This is a genomic window from Diaminobutyricibacter sp. McL0608 (genome assembly GCF_039613825.1).
In the GTDB taxonomy this organism is placed as follows: domain Bacteria; phylum Actinomycetota; class Actinomycetes; order Actinomycetales; family Microbacteriaceae; genus Diaminobutyricibacter.
Genome location: NZ_CP154826.1, coordinates 3,338,725 through 3,354,202, shown reverse-complemented (window position 1 = coordinate 3,354,202; position 15,478 = coordinate 3,338,725). Strand labels below are relative to the sequence as shown.

12 protein-coding genes are annotated in these 15,478 nt (G+C 65.3%); 10 read left to right on the top strand and 2 right to left on the bottom strand.

The genetic code is table 11. The features are described 5' to 3' along the window. Positions 1–7: 7 nt before the first annotated feature. The gene (locus AAYO93_RS16125) at positions 8–1,189 is read right to left on the bottom strand and encodes a toxic anion resistance protein (RefSeq protein ID WP_345762179.1); all 1,182 of its coding nucleotides are present in this window, start codon (positions 1,187–1,189) and stop codon (positions 8–10) included. A gap of 111 nt (positions 1,190–1,300) precedes the next feature. Between AAYO93_RS16125 and AAYO93_RS16120 the strand changes: the two genes are divergently transcribed. From AAYO93_RS16120 to AAYO93_RS16075, 10 genes are all read left to right on the top strand, one after another. Continuing rightward, positions 1,301–2,005 carry a TetR/AcrR family transcriptional regulator gene (locus AAYO93_RS16120; RefSeq protein WP_345762178.1) on the top strand — a complete coding sequence of 235 codons (705 nt, stop codon included), beginning with the start codon at positions 1,301–1,303 and terminating at the stop codon, positions 2,003–2,005. Next, on the top strand, positions 1,998–2,954 hold the full coding sequence (locus AAYO93_RS16115) for an ABC transporter ATP-binding protein (protein WP_345762177.1): 957 nt from the start codon (positions 1,998–2,000) through the stop codon (positions 2,952–2,954). The genes AAYO93_RS16120 and AAYO93_RS16115 overlap by 8 nt, the downstream gene beginning before the upstream one ends. Next, positions 2,944–3,720: an ABC transporter permease subunit gene (locus AAYO93_RS16110; RefSeq protein WP_345762176.1), complete on the top strand. Its 777-nt coding sequence runs from the start codon at positions 2,944–2,946 to the stop codon at positions 3,718–3,720. The genes AAYO93_RS16115 and AAYO93_RS16110 overlap by 11 nt, the downstream gene beginning before the upstream one ends. Before the next feature lie 5 nt (positions 3,721–3,725). Next, the gene (locus AAYO93_RS16105) at positions 3,726–4,574 is read left to right on the top strand and encodes an ABC transporter permease subunit (protein WP_345762175.1); all 849 of its coding nucleotides are present in this window, start codon (positions 3,726–3,728) and stop codon (positions 4,572–4,574) included. A 70-nt stretch (positions 4,575–4,644) separates the two neighbouring features. After that, complete coding sequence (locus tag AAYO93_RS16100; RefSeq protein ID WP_345762174.1) at positions 4,645–6,363, top strand: cation:proton antiporter; 1,719 nt, start codon at positions 4,645–4,647, stop codon at positions 6,361–6,363. A gap of 221 nt (positions 6,364–6,584) precedes the next feature. Next, positions 6,585–8,582: a DUF6777 domain-containing protein gene (locus AAYO93_RS16095; RefSeq protein ID WP_345762173.1), complete on the top strand. Its 1,998-nt coding sequence runs from the start codon at positions 6,585–6,587 to the stop codon at positions 8,580–8,582. 201 nt (positions 8,583–8,783) lie between these two features. Then, positions 8,784–10,262: a cation:proton antiporter domain-containing protein gene (locus tag AAYO93_RS16090; protein ID WP_345762172.1), complete on the top strand. Its 1,479-nt coding sequence runs from the start codon at positions 8,784–8,786 to the stop codon at positions 10,260–10,262. Positions 10,263–10,435: 173 nt separating this feature from the next. Then, the gene (locus AAYO93_RS16085) at positions 10,436–11,620 is read left to right on the top strand and encodes an FAD-binding domain (protein WP_345762171.1); all 1,185 of its coding nucleotides are present in this window, start codon (positions 10,436–10,438) and stop codon (positions 11,618–11,620) included. A gap of 34 nt (positions 11,621–11,654) precedes the next feature. Continuing rightward, entirely contained in the window at positions 11,655–12,242 is a 588-nt protein-coding gene (locus tag AAYO93_RS16080) for a TetR/AcrR family transcriptional regulator (protein ID WP_345762170.1), read from the top strand. 75 nt (positions 12,243–12,317) lie between these two features. After that, positions 12,318–13,412, top strand: coding sequence for an FAD-dependent monooxygenase (locus tag AAYO93_RS16075; RefSeq protein WP_345762169.1), 1,095 nt, complete (start codon positions 12,318–12,320; stop codon positions 13,410–13,412). Here AAYO93_RS16075 and AAYO93_RS16070 read toward each other — a convergent pair. Next, positions 13,409–15,472, bottom strand: coding sequence for a cytochrome c oxidase assembly protein (locus AAYO93_RS16070; RefSeq protein ID WP_345762168.1), 2,064 nt, complete (start codon positions 15,470–15,472; stop codon positions 13,409–13,411). The genes AAYO93_RS16075 and AAYO93_RS16070 overlap by 4 nt on opposite strands. Positions 15,473–15,478: the final 6 nt, after the last annotated feature.

Here is a 15,478-nt window from a genome sequence, read left to right as displayed (position 1 = left end):
GCGGCGCTCAGTTCGCTCCGGAGTGCGAGCGGTCCAGGTAGCTGCGCGATCGGGCCACCTGCTTCTCCAGAGCATCCACCGTCACGGCCATCGTCTCGACGGCTTTCGCGCGATAGCCGTCGATCGCATCCATCGTCGCGAAGACATTGTCGAAGGCGTGCTGGAGGGTCTCCACGCTGACGCCCGACGACGCCGCCCCTTCGTGGACCAACGTCGTCTGCTGCTTGAGGAGCTCGCTCGTGCGGTCGATCATCGCGTTCGTCGCGTCGTTCAGCGCAGTGATCTGGTCGAGCACCAGCCGCTGGTTGGCGAGCGCCTGGGCGACGACGACTGCGGTTCGGAGCGCCGAGACGGTGGTGGTCCTCGCGCGTTCGACGCCCTTGATCAGTTCCAGGTTGTTCCTGCGGACCACGTCGAGCGCGAGGTAGCCCTGCACGGAGACGGCGATCTGCGTGGTGAGGTCCTGCCGGCGCTGCCGGATCGGAAAGAGCGCGTCGGCTGTGAGCGCATCCGCCATCCGCGGGTCTGTGGCGCGCAGGGCGGCCGCCCGAGCTGCCGTCGCGTCGTCGAGGGCTGCGGCCAGAGTGACGTATTCGCCCAGTTTCCCCATCGTCGTCCAGAGCTTCGCCCGCTCCAGCTCGATTGCGGCGTTGTCCTTCAGCAACTCGTCCTGCCCCGAGATGAGGGCGCGGATGATCGCATCCAGCTGCTTCTGGGCCGGCTGGTACCGCTCGAAATAGTGCATCAGCTTGCGTCCGCCTGGGATGCGCCCAAGGACCCCCTTCGGGCCGGCCAGGTCGGCGTGCCCGGGATCGAGATCCGTGATCGTGGTACGCAGGTCCTGCAGCGTCCGTGCCACCTGGGCCTGCGGGTCCGACGGGGCTCCGCGTCCGCGAGCCGAGGCGAGCGACGAGGACGGCCGCTCGAGCATCCGGTTCGAGACCTCAGCCGACGACCGGATCTCCTGCTCTCCCATCCGCGCGATGTCATCGACTCTGCGGGTGAACTCGGGGCTGCCCGGCTCTTCCGATGCCAACCCGTTGACGAACTCTTCGGCCTTCTGCTCCAGTTCGGCGCGCTTCTCCGGCGGCAGCGCGACCATCCCGACCGCCTGGTCGCCCTTCACCTCGGGGACGGCTGGTGGGGGTGTGAGGACGATCTCCGGCTGACTCAGGTCGATCTCGGACATCAACATCCCCTCTCGCCGCGCGATGCGCACCTGAGCTAAGAGTACGTCGTCCGAGGACGGGAATCGTGAGGATTGTCGCGCTCGACTGAACAAGGGTTTAGTATGGTGAACATGGGTACAGCGCGACAGGAGAGACCTCCTTCCGGAGATCTGACTGCGCAGGCGAGAATTCGAAATGCCGCGATCGCCGAGTTCGCGTCGGTGGGGTTTTCGAAGGCGAACGTGCGCGACATTGCGTCGAAGGCGGGGGTGAGTCCTGCTCTGGTCATTCACCATTTCGGGAGCAAGGCCGGACTGCAGGAGGTCTGTGACGTATACGTCCTGAACGCCCTGCTGCGGCGCGCGCGCGATGACGCGCAGCCCGCCACCGTGCGCAACGGTATCCGCGACTATCTGGCCGATCCCTCGGAGTTCCACGAGCAGGTGCAATACATGGTGCGGGCGATCAACGAGGATTCGCCGTCCGCCGACAAGTTCGTCGCTGCCCTGGTGACGGAGTCCGAAGACCTGTTGAGCGCCGGGATTGCGGATGGCTCGGTTCGTCCGACCGCCGATCTGAGAGCGATGTCGGTGCTGACGATGCTGCTGAGCCTGTCGCTTCTCACGATGCCTCCCGCGATAGCCCGGGTCCTCGGCCATGAGTCATTGAATCCCGAGGTGATGCGTCGCATGGCGATGCCGTCACTTGAGCTGTACACCCATGGTGTCTACACCGACGACTCCATGTTGTCGTCCATCCAAGACGCCTTGAACGATCCCCCTGGCCCCACGCCAGCAGTTCCTACTACGGAGACAGAAGGAAATGAAAATGACTGACTCGGCGATTCTCACGCATGGGTTGACGAAGAACTACGGGGACCTGGTCGCCCTCGACGATGTGAATCTCGACGTGCACGTGGGCGAGGTATTCGGATTTCTCGGGCCCAATGGCGCGGGCAAATCGACGACGATCCGCACCCTGATCGACCAGATCAGGCCCACCGCAGGATCGGCGACCGTGCTCGGGCTCGACAGCCACACCGACAGTCTCGCGATCAGGCGTCGGGTGGGCTACATCCCGGGAGACCTCGCGCTCTATCCCAACATGACGGGAGCCGAGACGATCCGGTACTTCGCCCGACTCCGCGGCGGTGTCGAGCAGGCGTACATCGACGAGCTCGTCGAACGGCTCCAGGCCGATCTGTCGAAGAAGGTCAAGGAGTACTCGACCGGCAACAGGCAGAAGATCGGGCTCATCCAGGCCTTCATGCACCGTCCGGAGCTGCTGATCCTCGATGAACCGAACGCGGGCCTCGACCCGCTCATGCAGCAGGAGTTCCTGAAACTGCTCGCCGAGGCGCGGGATGCGGGCAGCACCGTTTTCCTGTCGTCACACACGCTGTCCGAGGTGGAACGGATCGCCGATCGGGTCGGCATCATCCGCAACGGAAAACTGATCGTGGTGGAGCGCATCGACGCACTCAAGCGCAAGGCGATCCGCCGGCTCGACTTCGAGTTCGCGCATCCGGTCTCTTCCGACCTCTTCACCGGCGTCCCGGGTGTGCGCGAGGTGACGATCGATGGCGTTCACGCCCACGTTTCGTACGAGGGCGCGGTGACCGAACTGTTGCGTGCCGCTACGTCGCGTGAGGTGCTCAACCTGACGAGCCGGGAAGCGGATCTGGAGGAGATCTTCCTGGCGTTCTACCGCCCGGACTCGGGGCTGGATGCGGGAACGATCGAGAACGTTCAGCGCGAAAGTGAGAGCGCGGCCCATGTTCGCTGAACTGTTCGGCCACGAAGTGAAAGAGCGCCGCTGGTCCGCACTCGCCCTGGGAATCGTCATCGGGGGAATGGGCGTGTTCATCTTCGCGATCACGGCGGGCATGAGCAATGCGATCGCAGATCTCACCAACGGCTTTCCGCCGCAGGTGACGGCGTTCATCGGCGGGGGGAGCGCGGGTGGATACGCGGTCGGTGAGCTCTTCAACCTCATCGTGCCGGCTGCGATGGTCGGGTACGCGGTGGTCGTCGGCGGATCCACGATCGCGGGCGAAGAAGACACAGGCACGATGTCGATCCTCACGGCGCAGCCGGTGACCCGTTCGTCGATCGTGACGTCGAAGGCGCTCGCCCTCCTCGCGGCACTCATCGGCTCCGCCATTCTGCTCTGGGCCGGCGTCGCGATCGCCTCGGCGAGCTATGACATCGGACTCGATCTGGCCGGCTTGACCGCGATCTGTGTCCATCTCCTCTTCCTGGCCATCATGTTCGGTGCGGTCGCCGTCGCGGTGGGCGCCGTCAGCGGCAACCCCGGACTCGCCTCAGGAATCGCCGGCGGCCTTGCGGTCGCCGCCTACGTGGCGAACGCGATGCTCCCGCTGGCGAATCTCGCCGACTGGGCGAAGCTCAGCCCCTGGTTCTACTTCGCCGGAAGCAACCCGCTCACCAACGGCATCGACGGCTGGCACATCCTGGTGCTCGCAGTGATCGCCGCCGTGGCCGTGGCCGTCGCCTATGTCGGCTTCGCCCGACGTGATCTGAAGGGATAGACACCGTGACAACCACCGTGGTTCCCCCGCACGAACGACCGACTGCCGCGCCGATCCCGCGCGCGACGGTGTCGGCGCTGATCGGAAAGGCAGTAAAAGATCGCACCCAGGTCGTCGGCGCCGCTTCGTTCTACATGCTCGCGATCGGCGCCGTACTCGGCGTGCTCTGGCCACCCCTTCGCGACGTGTTCCGCAACCTACCGCAATCGATGGTCGATCTCGTCAAGGCGATCTCCGGCGGAACCGATCTGTCGACACCGGCCGGATGGGCCAATGCCGAACTGCTCTCGCTGGTGGCGCCGGCCGCCGTCATCGTCGTCGCCATCATGAGCGCCGCCGCGTCATCGGCGGGTGAAGAAGAGAAGAAGACCCTCGGGCTCACCCTGAGCGCACCCGTCAACCGAAGCACCTTCCTCGTGGCAACCATGGTCGCGATGGCGATCTCGGTGCTCATCGTCTCGATCTGCATCGGACTCGGCCTGGTGCTCGGCAACGTCATCGGAAACCTCGGGCTGAGCCTGGCAGGGATCATCGGCGTCGCCGCTCACGCCTTCGTCTTCGGCCTCCTCTTCGGTGCGTTGGCCTTTCTTCTGGGCGCCGCCACGGGAAGCAAGAGGGTCGCAACCCTGGGGTCCACGCTCGCGGCAGTGCTGGCGTTCGCGGCGAACACGTTCCTTCCGCTCGACTCGAACCTTGCGGCAGGGCAGAAGTTCAGCCCCTGGTATTACTACAACTCCTCGAACCCGCTCACTCACGGGGCACAGGGCGGGTACATCCTCCTGCTGGTGGCGATCAGCATCCTGCTGGCAGTAGCGGCCGTTCTCGTCTTCCGCCGCCGCGATCTGCGCGGCTGAGCGGCCCCTGACATATTGATCACTAAAACGTAAGCATCCTGCATCCACGCTTGGCCCGTAGGCTTGTCGGATGGAATTCGGGTACATAGCCGTTGCAGGAATCGTGATCCTGGTGGGCGTCGCGGCATTGTCGAAACGTTTCGGCGTGGCTGCCCCGATCGCTCTGGTTCTCGTCGGCGTCGGTCTTTCCTACCTGCCCGGCGTGCCGTTGATCGAAGTGCCGCACGAATGGGTGCTCGACGGCGTGCTCCCGCCCATCCTGTACGCAGCGGCGATCAGCGTGCCGATGATCGACTTCCGCCGCAACCTCGGCACGATCGCCAGCCTCTCGGTCGCACTGGTCGTGGTGACCGCCTTCGCCGTGGGGTTCCTGCTGTTTGCGATGCTGCCCGATCTGAACCTCGCTGCGGCCATCGCCCTCGGTGCGATCATCAGCCCTCCCGATGCGGTGGCGGCGACCTCGATCGGCCGTCGTCTCGGACTTCCACCGCGAATTCTGACCGTTCTCGAAGGCGAAGGACTTGTCAACGACGCTACGGCGCTCGTGCTGTTGCGGTCTGCGGTCGCAGCGGCGGCCGGCGGCGTTCTGAGCCCCTGGGCGATCGGCGCCGATTTCCTCTACGCCGTCGTGGTAGCCATCGTCGTCGGACTGGTAGCCGGGATGGTGACCGTGTACGTGCGGTCGAAGCTCTCGGACTCCGTCCTGGACACCGCGATTTCGATTGCAGTACCGTTCATCGCCTTCATGCCGGCCGAAGCCCTTCACGCATCCGGGGTGCTCGCCGTCGTGGTCGCGGGCCTGTACACCGGTCACGTCGCCCCGCGCCGGCTGTCACCGCAAGCGAGGATCAGCGACGGCATCAACTGGCGTACCATCCAGTTCCTCCTCGAGAGTGCCGTCTTCCTGGTCATCGGTTTGGAGCTTCGCACACTGCTCGAACACGTCGACCCGACCGTCTTGACCGTCGGCGCATCGATCGGAATCGGCCTGATTGCGGTCCTCGCACTCATCGTCTTGCGATTCGCGTGGATCGGACCGATGGTGCTGTCGTTGAAGTGGCGTTCACAGCGCGCGGAGAAGTCCACCTTGCGGCTTCGGCTCGCGCTCGACCAATCCCCGGAGAGAAAGACGGCCTTGCGCGGCGAGCGGCGAAAACGCGCGAAACGTATCTACGCGATTCGGCGAGCGGACCTCGAGCACGGGCGAAGCGAACGGATCGACTGGCGCGGGGGAGTGGTTCTCGGCTGGTCGGGAATGCGCGGCGTCGTCACCCTTGCTGCAGCCCAATCGTTGCCCGAAGACACTCCGTACCGTTCCCAGCTCATCCTTATTGCTTTCACCGTCGCGGTCGTCACTCTGGTCGGACAAGGTGGCACGCTTCCTGCCCTGATCCGAGTGCTGAAGATTCGAGGAGCGGACGACGTTGAGGACACGCGCGAGCTCGCGAAGCTCCTCGACGAACTCAGTTACGCAGGGCTCGTCGTACTCGAGGACACGTCTGAGATCGTCGGCCACCCTGTCGATCCCGACATTATCGAGAGGGTGCGGCAGTCGTCGTTCCTGCGAGCCGAAGCTGCCTGGGAGCGCGCTCGCGAGTCCGTGTCGGACCCTAACGAGAATCCGAATCGCACCTATCGCGAGCTGCGACTCGCCGTGATCGCGGCCGAACGCTCGAAGCTGCTGGGCGCGCGCAGGAGCGGCACGTACCCTTCTCGAATCCTTGCGCGTGCCGAAGGGCTACTCGACGCGGAAGAAACGCGGCTGCGGCCGGCGACCGCGGGGCACTGAGCTCGTCAAATTCAGGCCACGTGCCGAGAGTGCGGCCTCTTGATACGTCTGCACCCTGTGCGCCCCACCGCACTCGTTACGAGACGCAGCAGACAGGCGGCTGCGACCCCGCCATGTATAAGCTGAGGAAAAATCAGGTACGCCTTCCGTCGAGGTGACGTCGGGGAGTAGCGTTCGGATGTCCGCACTTCGCGGCGGACCTTGTGCGAAGGAGTCGCACCATGAATTCTGCTGTCCCGCCGAACTCCTCCGACGCTGGATCGGCGCCAGGGAGCGCTCCACGTCGACGCGGGTGGATTGCCGGGGGCATTGCCGCCGTGCTGCTCCTCGTTGCCGCCTCCGTGATCGTCATCGTCGCGATGGGGAACGCATCCGCCGCGTCGGTGACCCTGATCCCCTCGGCGACCCGAGGACCCAACCCGTTCACGAACTCGGTGGCGAAGGGCGCCACCCCTGCGACGGACCCGACAGTGGCCAGGAAGAGCGCCCAACTACGCACCACGCTGCCGGTCGCAAGCAACACGAAGACCCCGGTGGCCACCGGCACGACACCCGGACTTTATGGCGGCAGCGGCAACACCCAGGTCTGCGATCCCCAGCAGCTCGTGAAATTCCTTCAAGCGAATCCGAAGAAGGCAGCGGCTTGGGCGCACGTCCTCGGGATCGCCGCGGCGGACATCCCGAAATATGTGGCTGCCCTGACGCCGGTCCTGCTCAACAGCGACACCCTGGTCGGTAATCACGGCTACCACAAAGGATCGGCGACATCGTTGCTGTCCGTCCTCCAGGCCGGCACCGCAGTCATGGTGGATGCGACAGGGACGCCACGCGTCAAATGCAATTGCGGCAACCCACTGACACCGCCCCAGCTCTTTGCGGTCCCATCCGCGCACATCACCGGACCAGCATGGCCCGGGTATGCGCCGACAGGCGTGATCGCCGTGCAACCCGGAAAAGCGGTCCACTCGCTCACGCTCGTCGACGTCGGAACCGGCGCGGTCTATGCACAGCCCGTCGGCATCGGAAGCGGCGAATGGGTCGCCGCAGCGCTGACCTCATCGTCCGGCAACAGCATCGTCGACCAGACGACGATCGAGACGAGTGCGGCCGGAACCGTCTGGAGCCCGGTTGGCGTCATCCCCGACGAATTGGTCACCGGACTCACGTGGGGAGGCGATCGCTGGATCGCGGTAGCCGACCCGATCCAGACCGAGGCGTCGCAGTCCGACATCTTCAGCAGTTCCGACCTGCACACCTGGATGAGAGTCGCAACGGTATCGGGCCACCTCACCGGCGTCGCCTTCGGCGACGGCCGGTGGGTCGCCGTCGGATCACCGGATCCCGAGATCGCGACGAACGGCCAGACGCTCTACGCCCATGTCGGCTACATCTACACCAGTACCGACACCAGCACCTGGACCCTGACCACGATCACCGACTACATCAAGTCCTACTACCTGGAGGGGTTCCTCTCGGTCGGCTTCCACGACGGGAAATGGATAGCGCTCGCTGGCAGCATCCAGAAGTCCCCGCTCATCACTTTCGAAAGCCAGAACGGAATCGACTGGACGACCCAGAACGACGATTCGATCACCGGTGTTTCGAACGGGCACCTCGCACCCGGCGACAGCGCCTGGTTGATCGCGTCGAACCGGACCGGGTCGCAGCCCGGTGGCGCGACGTCCCTGAGCCCCGACGGAATTCGATGGGCGACAGGGTACCCCGACGCTTTCGCACAGGACTTGATCGAATCCGTCGGGTTTGGAGGCGGGCACTGGATTGCCACGACCTGGATCGCGGGATCCCCCAATCCGCAGAATGCCGCCATCAGCTCATCCGTCATGTCGAGCACTGACGGCACGACCTGGTCGCACCTCGGCGAGATCGACGGGCCGACCGGCGCGATCGTCTACGGTGGATCCCCATCGACAGAGTCCGCGGTTCCGACTCCCTCGCCTACAGCCTCGGCTGCGGCATCCCCTCAATGCACGGTCGAACAGTTGCAGGCCGAATTGACCAAGGCGGGACGCGAGGGGACGGTCAGTGAGATCTTCTGCTCGGGGATCTGGGCTGCAGCCGGTGTCTCGCACCCGCAGAGTGAGACGACCCAGATCTTCAAATGGGTCGAGGGCGGCTGGACCCTGGTCGACAGGGTCACCGTGTGCGAGCAGAATGTGCTGCCACCGGACATTTACCCGCCGGCGTGCCAGAGCAACTGAGGCCAACGAGCGTGCGCGTGCACCTCTATTGGACGAAGCCTCGGAACTCGGCGGCCGAGACGCGGTCTGGGAGTAGCGTGGTCGTGTCGCGATGCTGAGTGTCGGGTCAGGTGTGCCGGGAAGTCTGGTCGGCGTCTGGTTGGTGCGCCTTGACTGGGAGGACGGCATGGCGGGTTTCGGTAGCTGCTGGGTCGCCAGCTCGTGATCGACATCGAGCCGTTCAGTGTGGTGGTCTTTGTCGCTGCGGCGGCTTTGATCGCGGCAGTGATGTCGAGCCGTCTGAGTGCGTGGATCCGGGTTCCGGCACCGGCGCTGTTCCTGCTGGCCGCGTCGGCGGCATCCACGCTCTTCCCGGTTCTCGGTACCGTCTCGAACGTCGTCAACGAACGGATCGTGACGGTCGCGCTTGTCTTCGTCCTCTTCGACGGCGGGATGCACATCGGCTGGCGCCGATTCCGCGCCTCCGCAGGCACCATAACCGTCGTCGGCATCATCGGCACCGCGCTCACCGCGACGGGGATCGCACTGGCCGCGCACTTCTTTTTCGGCTTCTCGTGGCAGGCGTCGTTGCTCGTCGGCACCGCGCTGTCGCCAACTGATCCGGCCGTCGTCTTCTCTGTTCTGGGCAAACGTGAGATCGCAGGGCGCACAGGAACGATACTCGAGGGCGAGTCGGGGGCGAACGACCCTGTCGGGATCGCACTGATGGTGAGCCTTCTGGCTGCGACCGGGACCGGCACCGGCCTGGTTGGGCTGCTTGCCGGCGCGGGCGAGTTCGCTCTACAGATGGTGGTCGGCTCCGTGGTCGGCCTCGTCGGCGGCTGGGCGCTCATGAAGCTGACACGGAAGGTCGCGCTGCCGAGCGAGGCGCTCTATTCCCTCCGGGCGATCGCGTTTGCTGCCCTCATCTATGCGGCCGCGACGATCCTTCACGGGTCCGGCTTTCTCGCAGTGTTCCTCGCGGGAATCGTGATCGGCGACGGCCGGGCCCCCTACAAACGCGAGATCGAGCGTTTCAGCGGCGGGATCGCAAGCCTCGCCGAGATCATCGTGTTCGTCGTCCTCGGGCTGAGCGTCTCGCTGAAGGACGCATTCGACCCGGGAATCCTGTGGACCGGGCTCGGCATTGCCGCCCTGATCATCTTCGTCATCCGACCGATCTTCGTCGGACTCCTTCTGGTTCCGACCCGACTGCGCTGGGGAGAGCGCGGCTTCATCGTGTGGGCCGGATTGAAAGGGGCGGTGCCGATCCTCCTCGGCATGTTCATCATCACCGCAGACGTTCCCCACGCCTCCCGGATCTACGCTCTGATCTTCATCGTCGTTCTGGTCTCCGTGGTCTTGCAGGGCGGGCTGATCCCTCTGTTCGCGCGACTCTTCGGAGTGCAGATGCGCGTCGTCGAGCCGGAGCCCTGGTCGCTCGGCCTGCGCTTCAACGAAGAGCCCACCGGTCTCCACCGGCTCACCGTCTCCGGTGGCTCCGTCGCCGACGGGTCGACGATCGAAGCGCTCGACCTCGGCGAGGACGGGTGGATCAGTATGGTCAACCGAGGCGGGCGGATGCTCCAGGTGCGTGGATCAACCCGATTGCAAGCAGGAGACGTCGTGCTCACGCTCGCGGAACCCGACGCCCACCTCGGGCACCTTTTCGATACGACTACTGACCCTCCTGCGCCGTGATCGCGAGGGCGTAAAGTTCCGGCGAGATGGTCGACGTCGAGCCGTGAAACTCGGCCGGTCGTCGTCCAATCGGCGGACTGAACAAATCCATCTGAAGTGGTACTGCGCCATTGATGGTTTTAGACCCGTGGTTTAGACTGGCGGTCTAAAGCGATGGCCGGAGAGGATTCGTCATGAAGGTCTTGATCGTAGGAGCCGGGATCGCCGGCCCCACACTGGCGTTCTGGCTGAACAAGTCGGGCCACGAGGTCACCATCGTGGAACATGCTCCCGAACTGCGCAGCGGCGGCTACCTGATCGACTTCTGGGGTGCCGGCTTCGATGTGGCCGAGCGGATGGGCATCGTGCCCGAACTGCGCACGCGCGGCTACCTGTTCACCGAGGCGAGAGCGGTCGATCGCAATGGTCGCAAGATCGCGTCGTTCAATCCCGAGGCCGTGATCGAGTCGAACGAGCGGTATCTGAGCATTCCGCGAACTGACCTCGCCGCGGTCATCTACGACGCCCTCGGCGGCGCGGTGGAGCTGGTGCTCGACGACACGGTGCGAGAGCTCGCCGACGACGGCGAGCGTGTTCGGGTCACCTTCGAGAGCGGGAGCATCCGCGATTTCGATCTCGTCATCGGCGCGGATGGCCTGCACTCCCGGGTCCGACGGCTCGCTTTCGGTCCGGACGAGCAATTCGAGAAGTATCTCGGCATGGTGGTGGTCGCGTTCGACGCGGACGGATACCCGCAACGTGACGAGCTCGTCGCGATGATGTACGCCGAGGTCGGGTTTCAGGCGATCCGCCTCTCTTTCCGCGACGACGCCACGCTGCTCCTGTTCAGCCTGCGGCACGACGGCGACGTGCCGGCCGAGCGCTCGGCACAGGAGGCCCTGCTGCGCGAGAAGCTTGGTGGTTTTGCGTGGGAGGTTCCCGAGATGCTTGCGGTCATGCCGAACGCGAAGAACTTCTACTTCGATTCGGTGAGCCAGATTCAGATGCCGTCGTGGTCGACCGGCCGCATTGCCTTGGTGGGCGATGCCGGCGCGTGTCCGTCCTTCCTTGCTGGTCAGGGCTCGGCGCTGGCCATGGTGGAGGCGTACACGCTGGCGGCGGAGCTCGCACGAACCAGCGACCACCGCGAGGCGTTTGCCCGCTACGAGGAGCGGCTGGCCCCGCTGATACGTTCCAAGCAGGATGCTGCCCAGGGATTGGGTCTGGCGTTCGCCCCGAAGAACAGGTTCCAGCTTTTCGTCAGGAATTCGGTGTTGAAGATGATGGGTCTTCCGAAGGTTGGCGACATCGTGATGGGCAGGAGTTTCCACGATCGCGTCGAGCTCCCGTCGTTTCCGGAACAGGCTGCGGCACACTGAGCGAATGGTGCGACCCAGATTCACGAAATTGCCTGTGGCTCAGCAACAGTCGATCGTGCAGGCGGCCCTCGACGAGTTCGCGTCGCGGGGGTTTCATGACGCCTCGCTCAACCGGGTGATCGATGCCGCCGGGATCTCCAAGGGGTCGATGTACTACTACTTCGACGGCAAGGAGGATCTGTATGCCTACGTCGCGCAGGTCGGCCTGGCCGGGCTGTTCGAGCAGGTCGGTCCGTTGCCCGACCTGGGGGTGGCGGATGCCGACGCCTTCTGGTCTGTTCTGGGCGACTACTACCTCCGGCTGACGCGAGCGCTCATCGCGTCACCACAGTTGGCGGCCATGCTGCGCGGCTGGGCCGCCGCGGCAAGAAGCCCCGCGTCACAGAAGGCGCAGGAGGAACTGGAACAGTCATCCCTCCCGTGGATCGCGCAGGTGCTCGCCACCGGGCAAAGTGTGGGAGCGGTGCGCGACGACGTCCCGCCCACCCTGCTGATAGCGGTCGCGATGGGCATGGGCGAGGCGATGGATGTCTGGCTCATGTCGCAAGAGGTCGACGACGACGCCCTGCAGGGGCTGATCGGGTCGCTGATGAGCATGATCAGAGGAGCAGTCGGTCCCTGACTGGGTAGCCGTCCATGGGGCCGATGCGTTCGATGATTTTCCGCAGAAGTTACATCAGGCGCGAAGGGGCTGACGATGCCGAAGAAACTGCTCATTTCCGGAGCAGGCATCGCGGGTGCCACGCTGGCATTCTGGCTTTCCCGATCCGGCTGGAGCGTTTCGATCGTCGAACGGGCGGCGGAGATGCGTTCGAGTGGAAGCCCGGTCGACGTGCGCGGCGAGGCTCTCTCGATCACGGCAGCGATGGGAGTCGACGAGCGGTTGCGCGCCTCAGACACTGGGGTGAGCCACGCGGCTTTCGTCGACGCGACCGGCCGCACCCGCGCGTCGATGCGGACTCGCCGCGCGGGAGCGAGCGAGATCGAGATCGCACGGGCCGACTTGGCTGCGGCCGTGCTCGATACCGTGCGGCCCGACGTTGAGCTGCTGTCCGGCGATACCGTCACCGCTCTGACCCAGCACCCAGACGGAGTGGACGTGACTTTTGAACGCTCGATGGATCGTCGGTTCGATCTGGTGGTCGGCGCGGACGGGGTGCACTCGACCGTTCGCCGCCTGGCGTTCGGTCCGGAGACTGCGTACGCGCGACCCTTCGGAATGGCCATCGGAACCGTGCGCGCCGACATCGACATCGCGGATCCGACGAGTGTGCTGATCTACAACGAACCGGGCCGGATGCTGGCCGTGCATCCGGCTGGCGGTCATCCGGGTGCGGCGTTCATCTTCCGCACCGATCGAGTAGTCGACCAGCGCGACCAGGCGGCTTCCAAAAAGCTCGTCGCGGACGCCTATGCCGATGTCGGGTGGCTGGCGCCAAGCCTGTTGGATCGCTGGCGCGCAGCCGACGACGTCTACGTGGACATGGTCACGCGCATGGTGGTTCCGACCTGGCACCGCGGCCGCATCGCGTTGCTCGGTGACGCTGCCAGCTGTCTCTCCCTCCTCGGGGAGGGATCCAGCAACGCGATCATCGGCGCGCACAGCCTTGCATCCGCGGTCGGGACCCACGGCGACGACCACACCGCCGCCTTCAGCGCCTACGAGCAGGAGCACCGACGCAATGTCCGTCGTGCTCAGCGGGGAGCATCCATCGCCTCGCGTTTTCTTGTACCCGCAACCGCCGCGGGCATCCGGGCACGCAACGCCATGCTGCGACTCGCGCCGGGCTAGCCTAGGCGGTCGTGGGGTTCGGCATCCCGTTCGCTGAGCTCTCGGAGTCGGTCGTTGTAGGCGTTGAGGTCGGCGTCACCGTCTCTATCGGCTTGGCGGTCGAGTCGTTTGGCGGTGCGCTCGTCGGATTTGGTCCATTGGTAGGCGACGCCGAGGGCGACGAGGACCATGGGGATTTCGGAGGCGCCCCAGGCGATTCCGCCGCCGACGTGCTGGTCGGCGAGGAGGGCAGTGTTGTTGGTCTGGCCGAGGGCGTGCCACCAGTCGATGGCGAGGATGCCCTGGCTTTCCATGAGGGCAACGCCGAAGAAGGCGTGGAAGGCGAGGGTGGCGAGCAGCACGATGAACAGGATCGGGTAGGCGGGTCGGGGCGGGCCGGGGTCGATGCCGATGAAGACCCAGAAGAAGAGGTAGCCGCTGAGGAGGAAGTGGATGCACATCGCGACGTGCCATTCGTGTGAGAACAGGGCCGATTGGAACGCAGGCGAGTAGTAGAAGATGATGAGGCTTCCAGCGAAGAGCACGCCGGCCACCGGGGGTCTGGTGAGGAAACGCAGGAACCGGGAGTGCGTGAAGAGCAGGAGCCATTCGCGGACGCCCCGGCTGCCGTCGTGCCTGGTGGGGAGCACGCGGAGGGCGAGCAGAACAGGTCCGCCGAGGACGAGGAGTGGTGGGGCGAACATCATCAGGCCCATGTGCTGGATCATGTGGGAGCTGAAGTGCACGAGCCCGTAGACTGCCGCCCCACCACTGGTCACCCAGACCAGCACGACACATCCGGCCAGCCAGCAGATGAGACGGTACACCGGCCATTTGTCGCCGCGACGCCGAATCCGGATGAACCCCCAGAGGTACAGGCCGGCGAGCACACCGGCGAGCAGTAGCCAGACCCAGTCGACGTGGAAGACAGTGAACATGCGGATGAAGGTGACTGGCGGCGGGTAGGGGAACCCGAGCAGACCCTCCTGCAGGTCGTCGCCGGTCAGAGGCTGCTGGGAGACCGGCGGGGCGCTTCGGGAGAGTCCGACGGAGATTCCGATGGCGATGGCCATGAACACCAGCTCGGTGAGGGCGAACCGTGCGAAGAGCCGTCGGTTCGTCGGATCCTTTCGCAGCCTGGGAATGACCAGGCGGCGCTGGAAGGCGCCGGCGATGCCGAGCAGGATCAGGATGGTCGCTTTGGCGACGATGAGGAGTCCATACGGTTGCAGCAGGTCGCTGAATGATCCGAGACGCAGGGACGAGTTGATGACGCCGGAGAAGGCGACACCGGCGAACGCCCAGGCGGCGAGCACCGAGTAGCGTCCGAGAGCGGTGCCGTAGCCGCCCTTGATGGTCTTGCGCATCAGCAGCAGGGCGAGGAGGCCGCCGACCCAGACGGTCACACCCACGAGGTGGAGTGCGAGGCTGTTCACCGCGTTGGCGTGTTCGAAAGACCCTGCCGCGTGCCCGGCCAAAGCGAGCGGGAGCAGGGCGAAGATCGCGAACCCGCAGGACACCCCGACCGACGTGAGCCGCCGGGCCAGAGCGGCGATGATCGTCGCTACCAGGATGCAGGTCGCAGAGACGACCAGCGACTCGCCGAGCTCGACGCTGAACAGGAAGGTGCCGAGCGTGGGAAAGAAGACCGGGTCTCCGGGAGCGACACCGGAGATGTCGATCCCGCTCAGCACCATGACGACGATGGCGGCCGCGAACCAGACGGACCCGGCCCACGCCGCCCAGCGGGTGGCGCGGCTCTGAGACCAGCCGGCCTGACCGGGTTGCTTTGTCTGCCCCGGCGTGATGAAGGACGCGACGACGAGGAAGCCGACGGTCGCTGCTGCGGCGAGGTCGTGGATGGTGCGCGCGATCGGCAGCCCGTAGGTGACGACATCTCCCGGGTCGGAGAGGGCACGCCCGGTCAGGAACGCTCCGGAGAATGTCATCGCAAGGAGAGTGAATGCCAAGCTCAGGGGCACGCACAGGACGAGGATGGTGGCGACAGGGCTGACTCGGGGAAACCGGAACTCGTGTTCGGGGAACTGGAGGTCGCTGTCGACGGATGCGGGAGTTGTCATTGTCCT

Excerpts from the sequence above, each read along its gene's own strand:
- AAYO93_RS16095 (WP_345762173.1), top strand. The coding sequence starts at position 6,585 with ATGAATTCTGCTGTCCCGCCGAACTCCTCCGACGCTGGATCGGCGCCA.
- AAYO93_RS16125 (WP_345762179.1), bottom strand. The coding sequence starts at position 1,189 with ATGTCCGAGATCGACCTGAGTCAGCCGGAGATCGTCCTCACACCCCCA.
- AAYO93_RS16100 (WP_345762174.1), top strand. The coding sequence starts at position 4,645 with ATGGAATTCGGGTACATAGCCGTTGCAGGAATCGTGATCCTGGTGGGC.
- AAYO93_RS16075 (WP_345762169.1), top strand. The coding sequence starts at position 12,318 with ATGCCGAAGAAACTGCTCATTTCCGGAGCAGGCATCGCGGGTGCCACG.
- AAYO93_RS16085 (WP_345762171.1), top strand. The coding sequence starts at position 10,436 with ATGAAGGTCTTGATCGTAGGAGCCGGGATCGCCGGCCCCACACTGGCG.
- AAYO93_RS16120 (WP_345762178.1), top strand. The coding sequence starts at position 1,301 with ATGGGTACAGCGCGACAGGAGAGACCTCCTTCCGGAGATCTGACTGCG.
- AAYO93_RS16110 (WP_345762176.1), top strand. The coding sequence starts at position 2,944 with ATGTTCGCTGAACTGTTCGGCCACGAAGTGAAAGAGCGCCGCTGGTCC.
- AAYO93_RS16115 (WP_345762177.1), top strand. The coding sequence starts at position 1,998 with ATGACTGACTCGGCGATTCTCACGCATGGGTTGACGAAGAACTACGGG.
- AAYO93_RS16070 (WP_345762168.1), bottom strand. The coding sequence starts at position 15,472 with ATGACAACTCCCGCATCCGTCGACAGCGACCTCCAGTTCCCCGAACAC.